The sequence below is a fragment of the Alphaproteobacteria bacterium genome, assembly GCA_026400645.1.
Taxonomy (GTDB): Bacteria; Pseudomonadota; Alphaproteobacteria; order Paracaedibacterales; family CAIULA01; genus JAPLOP01.
On record JAPLOP010000023.1, the window covers coordinates 79,692 to 101,573 of the forward strand.

Here is a 21,882-nt window from a genome sequence, read left to right on the forward strand (position 1 = left end):
CATCGATTTTTCAACCTCTCTGTTTATTGTGAGCATAATTTTTAGAATGTTGGTACCGAAAAATCGGCAGCACCCTCAATAACGCTGGCGACATTCAACAATCGTTGTTCCGAAAACCGGGGCCCGATCAGCTGCAACCCAAGCGGCAATCCGCTGGCCGTTAACCCTGCTGGTACCGAAATACCGGGTAATCCAGCCAGGTTCACCGTCACGGTAAAAATATCATTCAGATACATCGTAATGGGATCGGACGGTTGTTCATCCAACGCGAATGCGGGCCCGGGGGTCGTTGGGGTCAACAAAACATCAACCGCTGAAAAAGCCTGGTCAAAATCCTGCGCAATCAGCTTTCGAACCTTTAACGCCTTGCTGTAATAAGCATCATAATAGCCGGCCGACAAAACATATGTGCCAATCATGATGCGACGGCGGACTTCCTCGCCGAACCCTTCGCGGCGCGTGTTTTCATAAAGCTCTTCGATTGTTTTGCCACTTACCCGGTTTCCGTAACGAACGCCATCATATCGTGCCAGATTGGATGATGCTTCGGCTGGCGCAATAATGTAATAGGTTGGCAGGGCATGGGCCGTTGCTTTTAGGCTGACTTCCTGAATCGTGGCACCGGCTTGTTTCAGCCAATCAATCCCCTGTTGCACCAGACGTTGCATTTCTGGAGTCAGATTTGCCACATATTCAGCGGGGATGCCAACCCTAAGGCCCTTGATATTGGGGCAAAGATTCCCCAAATAATTGGATGTGTCCCCCTTGATCGACGTGGCATCTTTTTCGTCATAACTTGCCATCACTTGTAACATCAGTGCTGCATCCCGAACTGTATGAGTCAGGGGGCCAGCTTGATCCAACGATGATGCAAAGGCCACCATTCCCCACCGTGAACACAACCCATATGTTGGCTTAATGCCAACCAACCCACAAAACGACGCCGGCTGGCGGATTGATCCACCTGTGTCCGATGCTGTTGCAGCCAATGCCAATCGTGCGGCGACGGCGGCCGATGATCCACCGGATGATCCGCCGGGGATTAATTGCTTTTCTGGGGCGTCGTTGCGTTTCCAGGGGCTGATAACTGGCCCAAAGGCGCTGGTCACATTGGCGGACCCCATGGCGAATTCATCCATGTTTGTTTTGCCCAAAAAAACAGCACCCGCGTCCAACAGGTTTTGCGAAACTGTTGATTCATAGGGTGGGGTAAAATCATCCAGAATTTTGGATCCCGCGGTTGTACGAATCCCTTTTGTGCAGAACAAATCCTTGATCGCAAGGGGAAGCCCTTCCAGGGGGCGTTCAACCGGATCAAATGATGACTTGGCCAGATTGTCGTCCGCGATCTTTGCTTGGCTCAGCGCAATTTCCGGTGTTTCCGTGATGTAGGTATTGAGGTGCCGAAACGCATCCATGCGGCCCTGAAACGCACGAGTCAATTCCACGGCACTGCATTTTTTCGACAAAAGAGCATCTCGCGCTTCTGTTAAGGTAAAGTTCGTTAATTCGGTCATATGTCTAGCCTGTCCCCCACGTTGAATTTGTCATCTTTATCTTTTGATTACCATAAACGATGTTATGGATATTTGCTAGGGGAGCGGTAAAATTGATACGAAGGAGGATCCGATTCGTAACAACGCACTGTAATGCTATTGTTTGCAGACAGCTTGTGGGTTACAGGGGCCATCATAGATAGAGCTCTATATCTCATCGTATTTTCGGTTGTTCAATGTTATAAATACGATGTATTATTAGGTCGAACAAAATTCAAGGATGTGCAGCATGATCCAAAGAACCCACTATCTTAACCAAATAGAAGAAGCTTTTTTATCACATTCTGTGTGCGCTCTCCTTGGTCCCCGTCAATGTGGAAAAACGACCCTTGCCAAAGTGTATGCGCAGAAATCAGCCAAGGGGTTGACCCAAGGTTTAAAAAATTTTCATTTTTTTGATTTAGAAAATCCACAAGATTTAGCTATGTTGGAATCGCCCTCCTTAACCCTACCCCCTTTAAATGGCACCATCGTCATTGATGAAATCCAAAGAAGACCCGATCTATTTCCCTATTTGCGATTTTTGGTGGATAATTCTGATAAAAAATTCTTGATCCTGGGCAGCGCTTCCCAAGATCTCATTCAGCAAAGTAGTGAAACACTGGCTGGTCGCATTGCGTATATTGAGCTTCCTCCCTTTCAGCTGAATGAGGTTGGTGATATGCACAAGCATTGGATAGTTGGTGGATTTCCAAGATCATTTTTGGCTCCATCTCCTCTTCAAAGTGAAAAATGGCGACTGAACTATATTAAAAACTTTCTGGAACGTGATCTGTCAATGATGGGCGTTCAAATTATGCCAACCAACATGAGGCGGCTTTGGAATATGCTGGCTCACTATCATGGGCAAATCGCCAACGTTTCCGAATTATCTCGTTCACTGGACATGACGGACAAAACAATTAAACGGTATATGGATATTTTGGAAGGCTGTTTTATGATTCGTCAGCTAAAGCCCTGGTTTGAAAATCTATCAAAAAGACAGATCAAGCGCCCCAAATTATATATACGGGACAGTGGTCTTTTGCATACGCTTCTTGGGGTGTCCGGACAAACCATACTGACACATCCAAAGTGCGGTGCATCTTGGGAAGGGTATGCCCTTGAAACTATCATCAATTCATATGATACGGATTTGTGTGAATTTTATTTCTGGGCCACCGAAAAGGGTGCCGAGCTCGATTTGTTGGTGATTAAAGGCGGGCAGCGCATCGGATACGAATTCAAATATTCGGAATCCCCAAAGATCACCAAATCCATGCACATCGCCATGGAGGATTTAAAATTGGACTCTCTGACAATCATCAATCCAGGAGAAAGATCCTATGCCTTGTCGGCGGACATTTCTGTCAAAACACTAAAGGAAGCAACAAATCGAGATATGAGCGAGTGTTCTTAGGCCATTTTCAATAAATCTTCATGAGTTCGGGGCGATTTCTGGATTGCTTCTTCGGGCTTCGCCCTCATCGCAATGACGTCATGGCGAGCCGACGAAGGCGGCGTGGTCATCCAGGAAACTCACTGATCATTTATGGAAATGGAATTAGATTCACCCATTCCCAATCATTTCTGGCAAGACAGCCCCGTTGTCATCTCCGGGTCAAGTTCGAAGATGACAAGCATGAAATAGCACAGCAAAAAAACAGTGCGCCCTAAGCACCCTCATAGCACCGAATGAAAATCTCCTTGATCTCATTAATTAACGGTTCACGCGGATTGGTGATTGTGCACTGATCAGCATACGCATTGTTGGCCAAGGTATCCAGGGCAGCATCAAAATCATCCCGACGGATTCCAGCCTCCTTCAGCGATTTTGGAATTCCGACCTCTTCCATAAGGGTTCGGACGGCTTCTATCAGTTTTTGCACGCCTTCCTCTGTCGAATTGAATTTCAGCCCCAGGAATTTTGCAATTTCTGCATAGCGCACATCAGCCTTTGGATACTCATATTGGGGGAAAAAGTTCAGCTTAGACGGCATGTTGGCGTTATACCGGATCACATGTGGCAAAAGCAATGCATTGGCACGACCATGGGGGATATGAAAAATGGCACCCAAGTTATGGGCCATACTGTGGTTCAGACCCAGAAAAGCATTCGTAAACGCCATTCCTGCAATGGTTGATGCGTTTGCCATTTTTTCGCGGGCTTTTTTATCATCTAAGTTTTTGCAAACCTTTGGAAGGTATTCGAAAACCAATTCCGCCGCCTTAAGGGCAAGTGGATCCGTAAAATCAGACGCCAAAACCGATACATAGGATTCAATCGCATGGGTTAAAACATCAATCCCGGTATCGGCCGTCATAGATTTTGGAAGGGTATACGTCAGCTCAGGATCAATAATGGCAATATTTGGGGTTAGCTCATAATCAGCCAGGGCATATTTTTTGTTTTCTTTTTTATCGCTGATGACGGTAAAGGCCGTAATTTCGGATCCCGTCCCCGCCGTTGTTGGAATCGCAATTAAAATCGCCTTCTTTCCCATTTTTGGAAACCGTACAGCCCGTTTTCTGATATCCAGGAATTTCAGCTTCATCATGTCGAATTTGCTTTCCGGATCCTCATAAAACATCCAAATCCCTTTGGCGGCATCGATCGCTGATCCCCCACCAACGGCGATAATAATATCAGCGTTGGCTTTGTTGGCTTCCTCAACCCCTTTATAAATTGTTTCAATTGATGGATCCGGTTCAACATCCTGAAAAATCGTATATTTTATGTTTGTTTTATCAAGATGGTACAGGATCTTATCAAGGATCTTGAGTTTGACCATGGATGGATCTGTCACAATGAGGATACTTTTGCCTTTTATCCCCTCGAGGTATCGCAAAGATCCGGGTTCAAAGTAGATCTTTGGGGGGACCTTGAACCACTTGAGTCTTGGGACACGATTTGCTGTGCGTTTAATATTAATCAAGTTGGATGTGCTGACATTGGATGTTGTGGCATTGTGTCCCATCGTGCCACACCCAAGGGTCAGTGATGGGCGGAAATGGTTATAGATATCGCCAATGGCCCCTTGCGCAGATGGGGAATTGACAATGACACGACCGACTTGGACTTGGTCACTATAATCGTGAATGATTTTGTCATCCTCGCAATGAATAACGGCTGTGTGCCCCAGGCCCCCGAATTCAGTGATTCGTCGTGCGACTGCAATGCCTTCATGATGGTCATTCACCTCAAACCATCCCAAAACAGGGCTCAGTTTTTCGCGTGACAATGGAACACTTGGTCCGACATCCGAAAGGGGGGCGATCAATATTTTTGTTTCTTTCGGTACAGTAATCCCGGCTTTTAAGGCAATAATATATGCTGGCTGACCAACAACATCAGGCATCACCGACCCTTTTGCCGGATCAATAACGCGCTGATGTAAAAGCTCCACTTCCTCTGGGTTCAAAAAATAACAGCCCAGGTTAACAAGCAAATTCTTGACCGTCTGGCTAACGCTGCGATCAACAATGACTGCCTGTTCGGATGCGCAGATCATCCCATTGTCAAACGTTTTACTGACAATCAAATCGGCTGTTGCCCGTTTAAGATTGGCGCTTTGATGAATATAACAGGGAACATTGCCTGGCCCCACGCCAAGCGCTGCCTTTCCGGCGCTATAGGCCGCACGAACCATTGATGCCCCGCCGGTAGCCAAAATCATGGACACGCTATCATGCTGCATCAATTTTTGCACGGTGTCATAGGGTACAGGGGGCAACCATTGTATGCAATGCTCAGGGGCGCCCGCTTTTACGGCAGCATCACGCATAACGCGCGCCGCTTGTGCCGAACAGTCGTGGGCCTTTCCATGAAAGCTAAAAATAACGGGGTTGCGTGTTTTGGCAGAAATCAGGGATTTAAATAACGTTGTGGACGTTGGGTTGGTAACCGGCGTCAGGGCGATGATGATTCCAACGGGGTCAGCAACCTCGAAATAGCCATCCTCCTTGTCCTCGCGAATGACCCCAACCGTTTTGTCCTTGCGGATGCTTTCGTACACATATTCGGTTGCATAAAGGTTTTTAATGATTTTATCCTCAAAAACACCCATCTTTGTTTCATCGATCGCCATGCGCGCAAGTTCCATGTGCTGATCAATGCCCGCATAAGCCATGGATTGTACAATGGCATCCACCTGATTTTGGTCGAGTTCTTTGTATTCACGAAGGGCTTGTTCCGCCTGGTTGATTAATTTTGAGATAAGCGCAGTCGATTCATCCACCGCAGAATCCGCCGCAGTAATGGTTTTTTGATCCTGCGTAATTTCGTTTTCATGAGGTATATTTTTTTTAACCATTTTTAATTATCAGCCTTGTGTTTTTTATCCTTATTTCTTAGTCTAGCGTAATTTTCTTTATAAAGAGTTAATCCTAGGCGCTTTGCTCTAAATTTTCGATCCGCGTTAAAATGGGCTCGAAAAGTCTACTTTTGGTTAATTTATGATGAACTTATAAAAAATTATAGAAATCAGTTGTGCGATTGATTAATTCCTATTAAAAAGGGGTATGAATCAATCGGGCCAGTCAGTTGTTTCTTGATTTACTGTCTCAATCCGTTATTTGTAGCGAGTTAACTTGTTTCTTTCCCTTGTAAAAAAGAATCTATTGCGCTGTATAGTTTTTGCTTGCCAGGGGATCTTGTTAATTGATCCCGGGTCAGCGTCAACACTTGTTCCCCATTCTGATGTTTGCGTTCCGCCTTTTTCGATGATTTTTCCGTTTTGCGGAGTGCTGCTGTCTATTTCCTTGCTACCACTGCTATTGCCAAAGTTCTGGCATAATTGGGAAAACTATCTTTTGTTTGGCTGGAGCCTTTTTTCCATAGCAATGTTTTATTCTTTTGCAGGATTTGATTGTGCGGTCGCGTCATTCCTTGGTGTGTTTTTTCATGAATACATGCCATTTATTGTCTTGCTTGTGACCCTGTACACCATTAGTTGTGGTCTACACCTTCGGCTGCAAACGAAAATCACACCAACAAAGAATGTCCTTTTTCTGGTTATTGGATCGTTGATGTCAAGCTTTATTGGAACAACGGGGGCCGCCATGCTTTTGCTCCGGCCTTTTATCCTCCTCAACCGTCACCGCGTTTATCAAGTTCATAATATTATCTTTTTCACCTTTGTCATTGCAAATGTCGGCGGGTGCTTGACCCCCTTGGGGGATCCCCCATTGTTTTTAGGATACTTGAATGGGATTGATTTCTTTTGGCCACTGAAATATCTGTTTATTCCTTGTCTGATCATTTGCGGGCCACTTTTGGGATTTTATTGGTGTTTGGATTGGTTTCTGATGCGAAAAGAGAGATCCCGCACAAATCAATCACAATCAGAACAAACACAAAACCACACCAGATCCGGGTCGGCCATTGCATTGGATGGGGGCATTAATTTAGTCCTTTTATTCTGTGTAATTGCTTGCCTGGTTGGAACCGGGTTTATTCCCGAAAGTCCAGCTTTGCAGTTATTTGGATTACCCATCACCCTTAATCAGCTGATTCGGGATGGTGGATTGCTGACATTGGCGCTGATTTCGTACAAAATAACGCCAGAGAAAATTCATACTCAGCAGAATTTTTCATGGACGCCAATGACAGAGGTTGCCCGTGTTTTTGCTGCAATTTTTATCACCATGCTTCCCATCAATCTGATGCTGCAAGCCGGGCAAAACGGACCACTGGCGGCCGTCCTGGAGCTCACAAACTCACCCCACGAGGCATTTGTTTATTTCTGGCTGACTGGTATTTTCTCGTCATTTTTGGATAATGCCCCAACCTACCTTTTATTTTTCAAGATGGCTGGTGGGGATGCCGCTGATTTAATGAACAACCATCACCAAACGTTGGTCGCCATATCCATGGGATCCGTATTAATGGGCGCGATGACCTATATTGGAAATGCCCCCAATTTCATGATTCGATCCATTGCCAAACAAAATAATATCAAAATGCCAACCTTTTTGGGGTATATGGGGTGGTCATGTTCGATTTTATTACCGCTGTTCCTGGGGGCAAGCCTGTGGTTGTTTTGGTAAGTTCCAATACCTGCACATAGCCAATTTGGGCTTTGCCAAATCAGTGTCGGCCATTTATACCCAAGATGAATGGAAATGTTGAAATTTTATGAAAGATAGTTTTTTCAGAAACAAGACAAAAAAACCGAGCATAGCTATTCTATGTAAGGATTTTTTGTCGCTGTTTATGAAGAAAATAGCAAACATAAAAATCAACATTTTCGTTTAGATTGGGTATATACTGCTTTGTGATGCACGGTCTTCAGGCAATCATCAGTCACTAAATTTTCAGGCAAAAAACCATATGAATACCAATTCTTCAGACCACACAAATTTGATTCAGGGACGAACGGGCCAATGGGAAGTCATCATTGGGCTCGAGGTTCACGCCCAAGTTACATCGAAAGCCAAATTGTTTAGCGGAAGCTCGACCGGTTTTGGCGCCGATCCCAACACGCACGTCAATTTTCTGGATGCCGGCATGCCCGGGATGTTACCCGTCATTAACGCGTACTGCGTCGACCAATCGATCAAAACGGGCCTTGGGATCCATGGCGATATTAATACCGTTTCTGTGTTTGATCGGAAAAATTATTTTTATCCGGACCTGCCAACGGGATACCAAATTTCCCAATTCACCAAACCAATTGTAACCGGTGGGTATCTGGATATTGATCTGGATGGTGGCCAAACGAAGCGTATCAACATTACACGCCTTCATATGGAACAGGATGCCGGAAAAAGCATTCATGATCTGCACCCTAATTTTTCCTATATCGATTTGAATCGGGCTGGCATTGCCTTGATGGAGATTGTTTCTGAGCCTGAAATGCGGTCATCCACAGAAGCAATGGCCTATGTCAAAAAGCTTCGGTCGATCCTGCGTTATCTTGGTACATGCGATGGCAATATGGAGCAGGGAAGCCTGCGCGTTGATGCCAATATTTCCCTTAGAAGGCCAGGGCAGCCCCTTGGAACGCGGGCCGAAATCAAAAACGTGAATTCGATTCGGTTTTTAGGACAGGCTATTGAGTATGAAATTGTTCGCCAGCTGGAAATCCTAGAGGACGGCGTCGAAATCGTTCAGGAAACGCGCCTTTTCGATCCATCGCAGGGCGAGACACGATCGATGCGCAACAAAGAAAACGCACACGATTATCGGTATTTCCCCGATCCGGATTTGCGACCCCTAATTGTTTCGGATGATCGAATCACCCAAATACGTCAATCCATGCCGGAATTACCGGACGAGAAAAAAAAGCGTTTCATGGATGATTACGGCCTAACGGATTATGATGCTAGCGTGTTGGTGGCGGAACAAGAAACCGCATTTTACTTTGAAAGTGTCGTTCGGGAATCAAAAGCCAAGGACACAAAACAAGCATCAAAATTAATCGCGAATTGGATCATTGGTGATGTTTTCGGGGCCATGAATAAGGATTCGATATCCTTGTCAAATTTACCCTTTTCACCGGCAGATTTGGCGGGACTTGTTGATCTTATTATTGATGGAACAATTTCGGGGAAAATTGCCAAAGATGTCTTTTTAAAGATGTGGCTGACCAAAAAATCCCCAGATATCCTGGTCCAGGAACTGGGGCTTCAGCAAATTTCGGATCCAGCCGTTATTGAACAAGCCATCCTAAAGATAATGGACAAAAGCCCAGACAAGCTTGCGGACTATCGTTCCGGGAAACAGCAATTGTTTGGATTCTTTGTTGGCCTTGTTATGAAAGAACTCAATGGGAAAGCCAATCCTACCTTAGTTAATGAAATTTTAAAAACTAAGCTGTAACATAAAAAGCATACCTTGATGATTTCTCTTAAAAAAAGATGTCACCAGAGTATGCTTTTTTTTCCGGGGATATTAGAGTAAGAATAAGTTTATAGCAAAGATAATTTTGCTTTTTTGGAGTGGATTCATGAAAAAAATACAAAAAACCGCGTTGCACATCAGAACAGCCGTAAAAGTTGCCCTTATGTGCGCAAGCTCCCTTCAATTTGCCTATGCTGAAGCACAGGCCCCAACATTAAAAATTCAAGGGTATACCGCTGTAAACGGCGCCTTTGCAAAACAACAGCGTACCGATAATGGTAAGGGCGGCGCCCCGGTACATGTTGCCATTGGCGCATCTGACCTTTATTTTACGGTTACCGGTAAATCCGCAAATGGGATGACCTATTCATATCGCATTAACTTTGAAACCATACCGGGTTCAAGCGCCTATGTGAACAAGAATTATGTAGAATTCAAGGGCGGATTTGGAACTGTCCAGGCCGGAAGCGTTGCCGGACCAGAAAATTCAATGACAGAAAGTGGATCAGAGCTTATCGGTGGGGCCAATGGTATCGATGGTGTCATGCCAAGCGTTTATAATTATTCCGCTGGCGTTATCCACGGGGTTACGTATGTTGGCGACACAAAAAAGTCATCAAAGATTGTTTTATACAGCCCGGAAGTCAGTGGATTTCAATTAGGGCTTGCCTATACACCCAACACAAGTAACAGGGGCAATGGCGAAAAAAGCAATGCGGTTGGAGATTCCGGTTTCATGCCTGGAAATTCATCAAGCATTTATCCTAACGGCAAAACCCCTATCTTTGGAACAAACAGCTTTACCGCCGGTATGACCTATAAAAACAGTATCGGGAAATGGGCTTATGCACTGGCCGCCGTTGGTGTTGTCGACAAAAGCAAATATGTGGACCCAACCATTGCTGCACAGGGCGCGATTCCGGTTAACAATGCCAAGTCGTATCAATTAAGTGGTTCCATTGCGTACGATCAATTAAAGGTAGCAGCAGGCTGGATTGACAATGGCAAATCCCGCGTTCTAAAGGGTCCTTACACAGGATCCAGCACAACAGATGGACAAAAATATCTAAGCGCCCTCAGCACAAGTGGCACCCACCTAGGGAACGCAGGCAAAAGCTGGAACCTTGGAACAAGCTATACCTACGAAGCGTACCAGTTTGCTGTTGCTTATCACAGAACAGATCGCAAAACAGACGCAAAAAACAGCGCGTCCAGTGACATCGTTTGCACATCTGTTGATTTGAATGCGTTACAAGGCTTAAAATTCTTTGGTGAAATGGACTTGATCAAAACAAAAACAAACGACAAAGCTGTTGCCTTGCAACAAGCCTATATGAACAGTGAGAAAAAAGGCAGCACCGCCATCGGTAATAACTCCGGCGCTGTTTTTGTTGTTGGTACAAAAGTTAGCTTCTAAACTAGAATCTAATTGTTTAATTTGAAAAGCGGGTGTCATGCCCGCTTTTTTATTGTGCAGATTTTGCAAACAGTGTATACATACCCAAGATGGATATTATACTGTTTACAAAAATAATCGATCATTCGATCAAGCTCTGGATGGCCACGTCGGGCTTCGCCCTCTCCTCGTACAGGACGTCATGGCGAGCGAACGAAGAGAGCGTGGCCATCCAGAGCTTGATCGAATGATATTATAGTCCACGAAAGGCATACATGACTTTTTTTAGATTTTTTATTCTGGCTTTGCTTTGTGGTTGTTCGAACACCGCAACAAATGAGACATCCACACCCATAGATCACGAAGACAAACGAAAGCTGGGATTTGGCTCCTTAGGTGGTGCCGATTTTTTGGTATTTGGCGGAAGCAAAAAAGCTGCCCCCACTGCAGGCTATGGATCGATGGTCAACCCCTATCTATGGCGGTCCAGCATCGAAACCCTTAGTTTCATGCCATTACTGTCCGCCGATGCCACAGGGGGAATCCTGATCACAGATTGGTATGCCCCTGCCGAAAACAAGAATGAACAGATCAAAGTCACGGTTCACATCACCGATCAAGCATTAAGGGCGGACGCCGTCAAAGTCACTGTTCACAAACAACTGAAAGATAAGTCCGGTCAATGGCTCAATGCATCCCCGGATCCAAAGACAGGAACAGAACTTGAGGATATCATTCTGACGAAAGCGCGCCAGCTTCGAATACATGCCTTGAAATGACCGCCGCCGAATCCACTTCCTGGAAAATAGAAACAGGCCTTGTGGATTATCCATACGCACACGCTTTTATGGAGAAAACAGTACAAGGTATTATCTCTAGAAAATCGCCAGAACTTATTTGGTGCCTACAACACCCACCCCTGTTTACTGCCGGCACCAGCGCAAAGGAACATGATCTTTTCAATCCCCTTGGCTTTCCGGTCTATTCCGTGGGACGTGGTGGGCAGTATACCTATCACGGGCCGGGACAGCTTGTCGTTTACGTCATGGTTAATCTGGAACATCGACAAAAAGATGTCCACCAGTTTGTAAAAACCTTGGAACAATGGGGAATTGACACCCTAAATCATTTTGGAATTCACGCCGAACGACGCGAGGGCCGTCCAGGCTTGTGGGTCGTGGATACTGTTGAGGAAAAAATCGCCGCCATCGGCGTCCGCATCACAAAATGGGTGACCTGGCATGGCATGGCCATTAATATTCATCCAAACCTTGATCATTTTCAGGGGATTATTCCCTGCGGCCTCAGGGATTTTGGCGTGACCTCCTTTGAAAAATGCGGTCGAACTGCCACCATATTAGACGTCATCGATACCTTGCAAAAAACATGCCCTTATCAAATTGCGCCCCATTCTGCAATCAATAAACATACGGCCAATACCAAATAAAATTGTTGACCCTGGGCCAAGGGCCCGATTACGATGACCTTTGGAATTACAATTATCTACCCTAACAAAAAGGATCGTCCATGAATAAAAGTGAACTCATTTTGAATGTGGCCAATGCAGCAACGCTATCAAAGGCAGACGCAGAGTGCGCCATTGATGCCGTGTTCAGTTCTATCACGCAAGCCCTCAAAAATGGTGAAGAAATCAGAATTCTGGGCTTTGGAACGTTCGTTACGACTGACCGCCCAGCCGGAGAAGGCAGAAATCCAAAGACGGGTGAAAAAATTGCCATAGGGGCCAAAAGATTACCAAAATTCAGACCAGGCAAACAGCTAAAAGAAGCGCTTGAAATCTAGTATGTTTCTTGGTACAGTGGGTTTCCTTGATGCGTATCAAGCACAGTCAAGGGCGATTAGCTCAGCGGTAGAGCGTCTCGTTTACACCGAGAGGGTCGGCGGTTCAATCCCGTCATCGCCCACCACCTTGTTAAGCACAGGGGCAGCACTTGCCCTTCTCGTGCTTTTTCTTTCTGCTTGCGGAAAGAAATCAAGCCTGGAACCCCTAGAATCAGATTCCTATCCCCGTACATATCCAAAAAGCATTCCTGCGTCAACATAAGTTTTCAAACGTGAGCGACCTATACATCAACGACAGGCTCCCTATAGAAACCATCGACTATTCCAGGATTGTATCCTCTGTTGGGACGCCTGTTTATGTGTACAGTGCACAAAAAATACGCAATCAATACCATCTTTTAAGGGATGTTTTGTCGGCAGCCCCAGGGTCACGCGTTTCCATTCGCTATGCGGTCAAAGCAAACCCAAACCTAGAAATCCTTCGTTTAATCCAACAGATGGGCAGCGGCGCAGAAATTGTGTCCGGTGGGGAATTGACCAGGGCCCTTGCGGCTGGATTCCTCCCCGAGCAGATTGTTTTCTCTGGCGTTGGAAAAAGCGATCAAGAAATTATTGCCGCCCTTGCCGCAGGCGTTGACCAAATCAGCGTAGAATCGCTTGAGGAATTGCATCTAATCCAGTCAATCGCCCAATCCAGAAATCTGACAGCCCCCATCTGTTTGCGCATTAATCCCAATATTGATGGCGGCACACACGAAAAAATTACGACCGGCCTTGGGGATAATAAATTCGGAATCCCCCTGCCCCAGCTAAACGATGCCATTCATATGATCAAGACATCATCCCATAGTCGCTTTTTAGGATTGTCCGTTCATCTTGGATCCCAAATCAACACAATCGCCCCCTATACAGCGGCATTTAAGCTGCTTGGGGATTTGGCTCGAACATTCCTGTCCAAGGGCCTCCCGGTCAAAAGACTGGACCTTGGCGGAGGTTTTTGTGTCCCACAGCGCCCGACCGAACCCCCCTTTGATATGTCAGCCTTTGCCCAAAGCCTCAGAAAAGAATTGGGATCCTTGGATTGCGATTTTATTATCGAACCCGGTCGTTTTTTGGTTGCTGAAGCCGGCTATTTATTAACAAAAATCCTCTATATTAAAAAGACACTTGATAAAACATTTGTTATTATAGATGCAGGTATGAATGATTTGATAAGGCCCGCTTTGTATGGGGCAACACATCCAATCATTTCTTGCGAGCAAAGTTTGGACACCGACCAGCAAATCGTCGATGTAGTCGGCCCCGTTTGTGAATCGAGTGATATTTTTGCCAAAGGTATCAGTCTTTCCAAGACCTTAAAGTCTGGTGATATCGTTGCCATAACCCATGTAGGTGCTTATGGGGCCTCGTTGTCATCAGCGTATAACTCACGTCCGTTAATACCAGAAGTTTTGGTGGAGGGGGATAAATTTTATCTTATTAGGGATCGCATAACTGTGGAGCATTTACTAAAATTTGAACACCGAAAGCTTTTATCATGACCGCATCGTTAATGACAAAACCCCTGATTGGCATAACGCTGGACAAGGTTAATCCGGATACTCAGCCCGAGGGGAAATGGTATTCCAATCAGCTTTGGTATGCCCTGCGCCACGCATACTGCACGGCTATTCATCATGCGGGGGGCGTCCCTATTGCTTTGCCATATTGTGGGGATGATGCCGCCTATTACGCCCAAAAGCTGGATGGATTATTGATTACCGGGGGTGGTGGCGACGTGGATCCAGCGCTGTATGGCGAAACGATTGTCCATCCAACCGTCAAAATAAAGCCCCAAAAAACGCAGTTTGAATGGAAAATGGCCCAAGCCATGCTGGCCGTTGACAAACCCATTTTGGGAATCTGTGGTGGAATGCAGTTTTTGAACGTTCTGTTTGGGGGCACGTTGATTCAACATATCCCCGACGCGGTGCCATCGAATCTTGGCCATTCACAAACCCAGGAAAGAAATCAGCCTCAACACACCGTGGCCCTAACTCCCAATACCCTTTTAAGCCGCATATCCGGGAACCAAGAAACCATCCACGTGAACAGCGTCCACCATCAAGCCATTAAGGTTGTTTCACCCTCATTGGTCATGAATGCCATTGCCCCAGATGGCGTGATAGAGGGGATAGAGGCGCCGCAGCATCGGTTCTGCCTTGGGGTTCAGTGGCACCCAGAATGCTATGCTTCTGAAACCGATTATTCAATATTTAAGGAGTTTATTAAAGCCTGTGGACAATAAAGAAGATAAGCAACGCATCAACAAATTCCTAGCTCACGCAGGCGTTTGTTCCCGCCGGGATGCAGAACGCATGATAGAGGACGGCCGCGTTTGGATTGATGGAAAAAGAATTACGACTCCGGCCACCTTTGTCACGGCAAATTCAAGGGTAACGGTTGATGGAAAACATGTCCAAGAAGCTGGGCAAACCCGGGTATGGCGGTATTACAAACCAACGGGCTGCATCACAACCCATTATGACCCGCAAGACAGATACACCGTTTTCCAGGATATCGAAAGTTATAATCTGCCTCGGGTTGTATCGGTTGGACGGTTGGATATCAATTCCGAAGGGTTGCTTTTGTTAACCAATGACGGCGAATTCTCGCGCCATGCCGAATTACCCAGCACAGGATGGAAACGCTGTTACAAGGTCAGGGTTTTTGGATTGCTGGATATGAGGGCCCTGGAGTCGCTTAAATCCGGGATCACGATTGATGATGTCAATTATGGCTCCATCGACGTCAGCGTCCAAGACAGTCAGCCCAGGGGGTTAAATCATTGGCTCATGATGACGCTGTCCGAGGGGAAAAATCGCGAAATCCGCAAAATCATGAACCACCTGGGATTGCAAGTCAGTCGCCTTATTCGATCCTCCTATGGTCCATTTTCATTGGATCCCTTAAGTCCACACGAGGTTCAAGAAATTCCGTCTGACTTGGTTCAAAAGTCCTTTTCGCATAAATAACCCCATTTTCAATAAATGATTAGGCTCTATCCCTAAGCTCCCCCACATCACACAAGACCGCCCCGTCATCCCGCGACTTGATCGCGGGATCCACAACGCGGAATACATGGACCCTACGATCAAGTCGCGGGATGACGGGGTAATTCTTATGAACTGACAAGAAAAAGACGGGTATATCACTCGGGTTTTGCGGTATTTAGAGTTCAGGGATAGAGCTCTAGTGGGTTTCCTGGATAGCCACACTTCACTTCGCTCGTTCGCCATGACGACGTTGTTACGAGTGTGGCTATCACAACAGGGCGACTATTCTGATAGGGTATAAGCCGCTAAATTCTGTTCAGCAAACGACCAGTTGACCAGATGAGTCAAAAAAGTATCTACATAATCAGCGCGACGATTCTGGTAATCCAGGTAATAAGAATGCTCCCACACATCGCATGTCAAAAGGGCGGTTATTCCGCGCGCCATAGGAAGGTCCGCGTTACCCGTTTTCATGATGGATAGTTTTTGACCGTCAATAACAAGCCAAACCCAACCACTGCCAAACTGCGTGATGGCAGCTTGTTTAAAAGCGGTTACGAAATCCTGATAACTACCAAACGATTGTGTGATTAATTCGGCCACTGAACCGGTCGGCTCTCCCCCGCCATTTGGACAAAGGCTATTCCAAAAAAATGTATGGTTCCAAACCTGGGCGGCATTATTAAAAACACCAACCTGCTCAGAATCATTGGCGCTTTTTTGTATGACTTCCTCCAGGGATAAAGATTCAAGCGCCGTCCCCGAAAGTAGATTATTCAGGTTCGTGACGTATCCCTGGTGGTGTTTGTCATAATGAAAAGACAGTGTTTTCGCGGAAATATGGGGCTCTAAAGCCTCCTTTGAATAGGGCAATGGTGGCAAAATGTGGGACATAAAATAACCTCTTTGGTGATATAATTTGACCATCAGGCTAGCAGATTTTTCCTAAATTATAAATGCGTTAAATTATATTAGCCTATTGAAGAAGCCCCATTAATTCTATCATCATCTGAATTTCCTAATGAGGGTGCAGCTTGAGTCATCAGATTTGTTTTCTCAAGATGCTGCTTTTGCACGGGCATTATTTTTTCGATAGTATTTTCATTAGGATCGCGAAGGACATATCCCCGCCCCCACACCGTTTCAATATAATTATCATCCCCAACGAAATCAGAAATTTTCCTGCGTAATTTACAAATGAACACGTCAATAATCTTAAGTTCTGGTTCGTCCATCCCACCATAAAGATGATTAAGGAACATTTCTTTCGTCAACGTTGTCCCTTTGCGCAGGGATAATAACTCCAGAATCGCATATTCTTTGCTGGTAAGGTTAAGGGTTTCGCTATCGATGCTGGCCGTTCGATTTTGTAAATTAACCCGAAGGCGCCCCGTCTTTATAATAGAATCAGAATGACCACGCGACCGCCTGACAATGGCATGCGCCCGGGCTAATAATTCCACCCGACTGAATGGCTTTGTTATGTAATCGTCAGCCCCGAACCCAAGCCCTTTGACCTTGTCTTCTGTTTCGCTCAACCCCGATAAAACCAAAATTGGCGTTTTAATCTGCGAAGCCCGTAGGCGGCGTAAAACTTCGAATCCATCCATATCTGGCAACACAAGATCCAGAATGATCAGATCGTATTCGTATAATTTTCCAATCTCTAGGCCATCCTCACCAAGGTCGGTTGTATCGCATATAAAACCTTCTGACTTAAGCATAGATTGCAGGCTTTTCGCCGTAGCGGAATCATCTTCAATCAATAAAACCCGCATGATATCTCCACTGCGCATATGTCCCCTACTTAAAATGGTAGCAAGAAAAGTATTCAGAGACTAATGCTATATTTTTTTAATTTTTGATGCTTATTAAGACTTTATTTACCTTTTATCAAGAAAAGCCAAGAAACTTGAGGCAATTCTTTCTCAAACCCATGGATTCCAGTCACCCCCAATCAAAATGTGGACCTGGATCAATTTTGCGAACAAGGGAGTGTGCGTCATCATAGGTATAAGTGTAAGCGAGAGAGTTTGCAGAGTAAAGCCCCTAATGCGTGCTACAATTGAAACCAGATAAGAGAGGCCGTTCATTTGCGGGATAAAGCTTCTTTGCCCTAAGCATTAGCGCTGATGGTGTTACAAACAGCGTTAATGACGATGCAAACAACACTCCATAAACGATACAGGTCGACAATAAAACCCACCACTGCGTTGATGGTGCACCATGCGTAATTTCAAAGTTAATAAAATCGATATTAATTCCACACATAATGGGCAACAACCCCAAAATACACGTCAATTTCGTTAAGATAACAGGACGCAATCGTTGTTGGCATGTTTGAACAATAACCTCCCTAACCTGGGCAAGGGTGGGCACCCCAACCCGTTTTTTTAGGTCATCCAACAGAATGTCATATGTATCGATCAGGATAATGTTGTTGGAAACGATAATACCAGCCAGGGCAATCACACCAATTCCCCCCATAACCACCCCAAAGGCAAGGTTGTGCACGATCAGACCGAAAAACACACCCGCGGTTGACAGCACAACAGCACTGAGGACAAGGCCCATACTAAAGAAACTGTTGAACTGCGTCACAAGAATAGCGGCGACCAAAAAGATGGCAACACAAAATGCCCGCATCAGAAAGGAGGTTGCCTCGTTTCGATCTTCGTTTTCACCCGAAAAATTAACGAAAACACCTGTCGGCAGTTTTTCTTTTTGAATCCATTGTTGAATTTCTTTGATCTTATCGGCAACCAACACCCCGGGTTGCACATCTGCAGAAAGGGATACAACTGGATATCCATTAATCCGGCTGAGGCTCCCGACCTTTAGTGTAGGCACGCTTTTAACAAAAAGACTCATTGGAATAAGGCCGTCTTTTGTTGGAATACGCAACAAAGAAAGCTGCTCTAGGCTTCGATATTCCGGCAAAAATCGCAACAGGATACCCACTTCACTTTTGACATCATCCGGCCGGTAACTGCTAACCTTGATGCCATTGGTGATTAATTGCAGGGCACTACCAATCAGCGATATATTGCATCCAAACTGCGCCACCAGGTCACGATCAATCTGCAAGCTCCATTCAATGCCACCCGTTGGAAGGCTATCTTCGACAGTATTTAGGCCCGTCATCGATTGCATAAATTTTTTCATTTTCAGCAAAAATTCCTCTGAAACAGCCCGATCATTGCTGCTGATATCGATACTGATAGGCTTCCCGGCTGATGGCCCTGATTTTTCCTTACTCACATCAACGGTAATGCCCGGGACAACGCTTGTTCGTTTTTCGACATCCTCCAGAATCAGATGCGCTGGCCGCCGCGTTTTCCAATTGGCAAATTCTAACGTAATTTCCCCAATCGTATCATCGGTATTATTCCCGATGCTCGAATTAATGGATTTAAATTCAGCCATATCCAGAATTGTTTTTTCAACCTGACTGACGATAGTTTCCTTTTCATAAATCGATAAATTTCCCCGCGCATGAATAGAAATCGACGCAGAATCCGGCTCAACATCAGGAAAAAATTCCACACCTTTTCCAACAAAGCCGTGAATGGTTTTAATGATAATAAGGATCGCAAACGCCCCCATTAAAACATTTTTTGGATGATCCAATGCTTTTTGCAACATCCCGAAATACCACACCGTGAACGCATTACTGGTTTCTTCGTGGTGATCATTCTGCTGTGGCTTTAAAAGGCTTGCGATTGCCGGCACAAATAATAAAGCCATCAGCATGGATGCCGCCAACACAGCAATCAACGTGATCGGCATAAATTTCATAAACTGTCCCACAACCCCAGGCCAGAAAAGCAGCGGTAAAAACACCACAAGAATGGTCAGTGTCGATGTTATGACCGGCCATGCCATCCGCGTCGCCGCTGCTTTATAGGCCTCCTTTGGGGACAATCCGTCCGCAATTTTCCGATTCGCGTATTCGACAACGATAATGGCGCCATCCACCAACATTCCAACTGAAAAAATCAGACTGAACAAAACGACGATATTAACGGTATACCCAAGCAGGGATATTACCATAATCCCCATCAAAAAAGACCCCGGCACCGCAATACCAACCAGAACGGCGGATCGCCACCCAAGCGAGAAAACAATCACAGCCATAACCAAAATGATGGCCAGGATAATATTGTTTTGTAGATCATTTAACATCTCACGAATGTTGTCGGATTGATCCTGGGCATAATTAACAACAACACCGCTTGGCCAGTCCTTTTTTGCATTTTCCACAATTTCCTTAACGGCCTCGACAGTGTGGATCAGGTTTTCACCGCTTCGTTTTGTAATGGCCAAGGCAATCGTTTGGACACTTTTACCAAGCTCAATCCGATCATGGGCAAGACTTGTTGGATCCTTGAATGTTCGCCTTATGTCGGCAACATCTCTCAAACGAAGGATAGCCCCATCATTGGCAACAATAGGCAAATCCCGTATGTCTTTTATATTTTCCAAAAGACCAGGTACTTTAATACCAAAGCTGCCAACCTTTCCATCAATACTCCCAGCAGGGATGATTTGATTGTTACCGGCAAATTGCTGATAGATTTGATCAAAAACAAGATTATATTGTTCCTGACGCAGGGGATCGAGCAAGATTTCAATACTATCCTCTCGGTCGCCGATAATACTGACTTTCAGGACCGATGAAACTTTGGCCTCGATCTCGTCCTTTATGTCTCTGGAGAATCGTAATAACTGGCGTTCCGGAACATCACCAGAAAGCTTAACGGTTAGAATTGGCTCTAGGCTTGGATTAATTTCGTCTATTTCGGGTTCCTTGGTTCCGTCTGGAAAATTAGACTTTGCCACGTTCACTTTTTCCCGTACATCTGAACGGACTTTGTCTGTATCAAAGCCGGTGTGAAACTCGATCACAATGTAACCACCGCCCTCGTAGACGGTCGAGGTTATTTTTTTGATACCTTCTATGGATTTTAATTCCTGCTCGGTTGGTCGAACCAGCAGACGTTCCGAATCTTGCGGGGAAATCCCATTGTAGGTTAACGTTACGCCAATGATGGCAACCTTAATATCCGGCGTTGATTCTTTTGGAATTGTCACATAGGCATAGGTGCCACACACAATAAAAAAAACAAGAAGCAACAAAACGGTCCTAGTACGCTCCAGGGCAGCCGCGATCAGGGCTTTCATTTGGGGCTCGCTTCCACAGGGTTAACGGTCTGACCCGGTTTCGTAAATTCCCCACCCGTTGTAATTAAGATCACCTCGTCAGGCAAGCCCGGAACAATCGCATGATCCCGATCAAATACAGCAATGTCAACCGGTTTGAAATTGGTCTTGTTTTGTTGTTCGATGATGTTAATCCCCAACATACCCTGGTCATTCAATGCCAAAGACGAGGTTGGTATAACATGGGCCTTAACAGGTGATTTTTCAATGGAAACAAAAGCCGTTATACCATCAGCCAAAAGCATTTGCGTGTTGTCGATTGATAATTCCGCTATAAACGTCCGCGTGTTTTTATCGGCAACCTTGGAAACATAAATCACCGTTGCTGGGATGGGGTCCTTTTGCGACGCAAGCAAAACATTTGCTTTTTGCCCCATTTGAATAAAGGAAATTTCGGATTCAGGAACATTAACAATCAATTTAAGGGGGTTGAGCACCACAAGAAAACTAACGGGATCACCCGCATTCACATAATCTCCCTCGGTCACCAAATTTTTTTCGTAATATCCGTCGATCGGAGCCTTGATGATTAGATTGTCAACTGTCCGTTCGGTTTTTTGCAAATCAGCCTTGGCGGCCTTTAAATCAGCGGAAGCCGACAAAAAATCAGTCTCTGTCTTAAAGGCCTTTGTTTTTAAGGCCTTAACGCCATGGAGCTCTATCTCTTTTTGACTAAGCTTTAGCTTGGAGCTCGACAAAAGTTCTGCCTTGTTGTCATCGAGTATCTGCAGAATCTCTTGCCCCTTTTTAACGATCTGCCCCTTTTCAACAAGGATTTTGATGACCCTGCCGGCAGCCTCGGACTTGATAGTGACTTCACGAAATGCTTTTGTGTTGCCCGTTAGTTTAAGTGTCGGGCTGTAATCTTTGGCGATTGATTTTACGACTCCCACAGAAAAAATCTCCGCAGGTTTGGGAACGGGATCCTTATGAAGCATCCATTTACCAAAAAGAATACAAACTATAAAAGCAATCACACCCCCGACAATTGGTCGGGAATGCCTGTGATTGATCAGCGGAGCTAAAAAACTAAAATTCGATCCCATG

The 21,882-nt window shown here is 45.4% G+C and carries 16 protein-coding genes and 1 tRNA gene; 11 read left to right on the forward strand and 6 right to left on the reverse strand.

Annotation, left to right across the window (positions count from 1 at the left end; translation table 11 throughout):
- Positions 1-41 precede the first annotated feature (41 nt).
- Complete coding sequence (gatA, locus tag NTX76_03460; protein ID MCX7338325.1) at positions 42-1,517, reverse strand: Asp-tRNA(Asn)/Glu-tRNA(Gln) amidotransferase subunit GatA; 1,476 nt, start codon at positions 1,515-1,517, stop codon at positions 42-44.
- 268 nt (positions 1,518-1,785) lie between these two features.
- Between gatA and NTX76_03465 the strand changes: the two genes are divergently transcribed.
- A complete protein-coding gene (locus NTX76_03465) occupies positions 1,786-2,955 on the forward strand; it encodes an ATP-binding protein (protein ID MCX7338326.1) in 1,170 nt (389 codons plus the stop codon).
- A gap of 253 nt (positions 2,956-3,208) precedes the next feature.
- On the opposite strand, the gene adhE is transcribed toward NTX76_03465, so the two are convergent.
- Positions 3,209-5,848: a bifunctional acetaldehyde-CoA/alcohol dehydrogenase gene (gene adhE / locus NTX76_03470; protein ID MCX7338327.1), complete on the reverse strand. Its 2,640-nt coding sequence runs from the start codon at positions 5,846-5,848 to the stop codon at positions 3,209-3,211.
- 307 nt (positions 5,849-6,155) lie between these two features.
- Here adhE and NTX76_03475 point away from each other — a divergent pair, with 307 nt between their 5' ends.
- The 10 genes from NTX76_03475 to NTX76_03520 all read left to right on the forward strand — a co-directional run bounded on the left by NTX76_03475 (position 6,156) and on the right by NTX76_03520 (position 15,591).
- Positions 6,156-7,583: a sodium:proton antiporter gene (locus NTX76_03475; GenBank protein MCX7338328.1), complete on the forward strand. Its 1,428-nt coding sequence runs from the start codon at positions 6,156-6,158 to the stop codon at positions 7,581-7,583.
- Between the two features lie 283 nt (positions 7,584-7,866).
- Entirely contained in the window at positions 7,867-9,357 is a 1,491-nt protein-coding gene (gene gatB, locus NTX76_03480) for an Asp-tRNA(Asn)/Glu-tRNA(Gln) amidotransferase subunit GatB (GenBank protein MCX7338329.1), read from the forward strand.
- A 127-nt stretch (positions 9,358-9,484) separates the two neighbouring features.
- Positions 9,485-10,795 carry a porin gene (locus tag NTX76_03485; protein ID MCX7338330.1) on the forward strand — a complete coding sequence of 437 codons (1,311 nt, stop codon included), beginning with the start codon at positions 9,485-9,487 and terminating at the stop codon, positions 10,793-10,795.
- Between the two features lie 254 nt (positions 10,796-11,049).
- Positions 11,050-11,553: a DUF3576 domain-containing protein gene (locus NTX76_03490; protein ID MCX7338331.1), complete on the forward strand. Its 504-nt coding sequence runs from the start codon at positions 11,050-11,052 to the stop codon at positions 11,551-11,553.
- Positions 11,550-12,221, forward strand: coding sequence for a lipoyl(octanoyl) transferase LipB (lipB, locus tag NTX76_03495; protein ID MCX7338332.1), 672 nt, complete (start codon positions 11,550-11,552; stop codon positions 12,219-12,221). The genes NTX76_03490 and lipB overlap by 4 nt, the downstream gene beginning before the upstream one ends.
- 80 nt (positions 12,222-12,301) lie before the next feature.
- On the forward strand, positions 12,302-12,577 hold the full coding sequence (locus NTX76_03500; GenBank protein ID MCX7338333.1) for an HU family DNA-binding protein: 276 nt from the start codon (positions 12,302-12,304) through the stop codon (positions 12,575-12,577).
- A 50-nt stretch (positions 12,578-12,627) separates the two neighbouring features.
- Positions 12,628-12,702, forward strand: a tRNA-Val gene (locus NTX76_03505).
- Positions 12,703-12,849: 147 nt separating this feature from the next.
- Positions 12,850-14,118: a diaminopimelate decarboxylase gene (gene lysA / locus NTX76_03510; protein ID MCX7338334.1), complete on the forward strand. Its 1,269-nt coding sequence runs from the start codon at positions 12,850-12,852 to the stop codon at positions 14,116-14,118.
- Complete coding sequence (locus tag NTX76_03515) at positions 14,115-14,864, forward strand: gamma-glutamyl-gamma-aminobutyrate hydrolase family protein (protein ID MCX7338335.1); 750 nt, start codon at positions 14,115-14,117, stop codon at positions 14,862-14,864. Before lysA ends, NTX76_03515 begins: the two co-directional genes overlap by 4 nt.
- On the forward strand, positions 14,854-15,591 hold the full coding sequence (locus NTX76_03520) for a pseudouridine synthase (protein MCX7338336.1): 738 nt from the start codon (positions 14,854-14,856) through the stop codon (positions 15,589-15,591). The genes NTX76_03515 and NTX76_03520 overlap by 11 nt, the downstream gene beginning before the upstream one ends.
- Positions 15,592-15,894: 303 nt before the next feature.
- On the opposite strand, the gene NTX76_03525 is transcribed toward NTX76_03520, so the two are convergent.
- The 4 genes from NTX76_03525 to NTX76_03540 all read right to left on the reverse strand — a co-directional run bounded on the left by NTX76_03525 (position 15,895) and on the right by NTX76_03540 (position 21,881).
- The gene (locus tag NTX76_03525) at positions 15,895-16,506 is read right to left on the reverse strand and encodes a superoxide dismutase (GenBank protein ID MCX7338337.1); all 612 of its coding nucleotides are present in this window, start codon (positions 16,504-16,506) and stop codon (positions 15,895-15,897) included.
- Positions 16,507-16,583: 77 nt separating this feature from the next.
- Positions 16,584-17,390, reverse strand: coding sequence for a response regulator transcription factor (locus NTX76_03530; GenBank protein MCX7338338.1), 807 nt, complete (start codon positions 17,388-17,390; stop codon positions 16,584-16,586).
- 271 nt (positions 17,391-17,661) lie between these two features.
- Positions 17,662-20,796, reverse strand: coding sequence for an efflux RND transporter permease subunit (locus NTX76_03535; protein MCX7338339.1), 3,135 nt, complete (start codon positions 20,794-20,796; stop codon positions 17,662-17,664).
- Positions 20,793-21,881, reverse strand: coding sequence for an efflux RND transporter periplasmic adaptor subunit (locus NTX76_03540; GenBank protein MCX7338340.1), 1,089 nt, complete (start codon positions 21,879-21,881; stop codon positions 20,793-20,795). The genes NTX76_03535 and NTX76_03540 overlap by 4 nt, the downstream gene beginning before the upstream one ends.
- Between the last annotated feature and the right edge of the window lies 1 nt (position 21,882).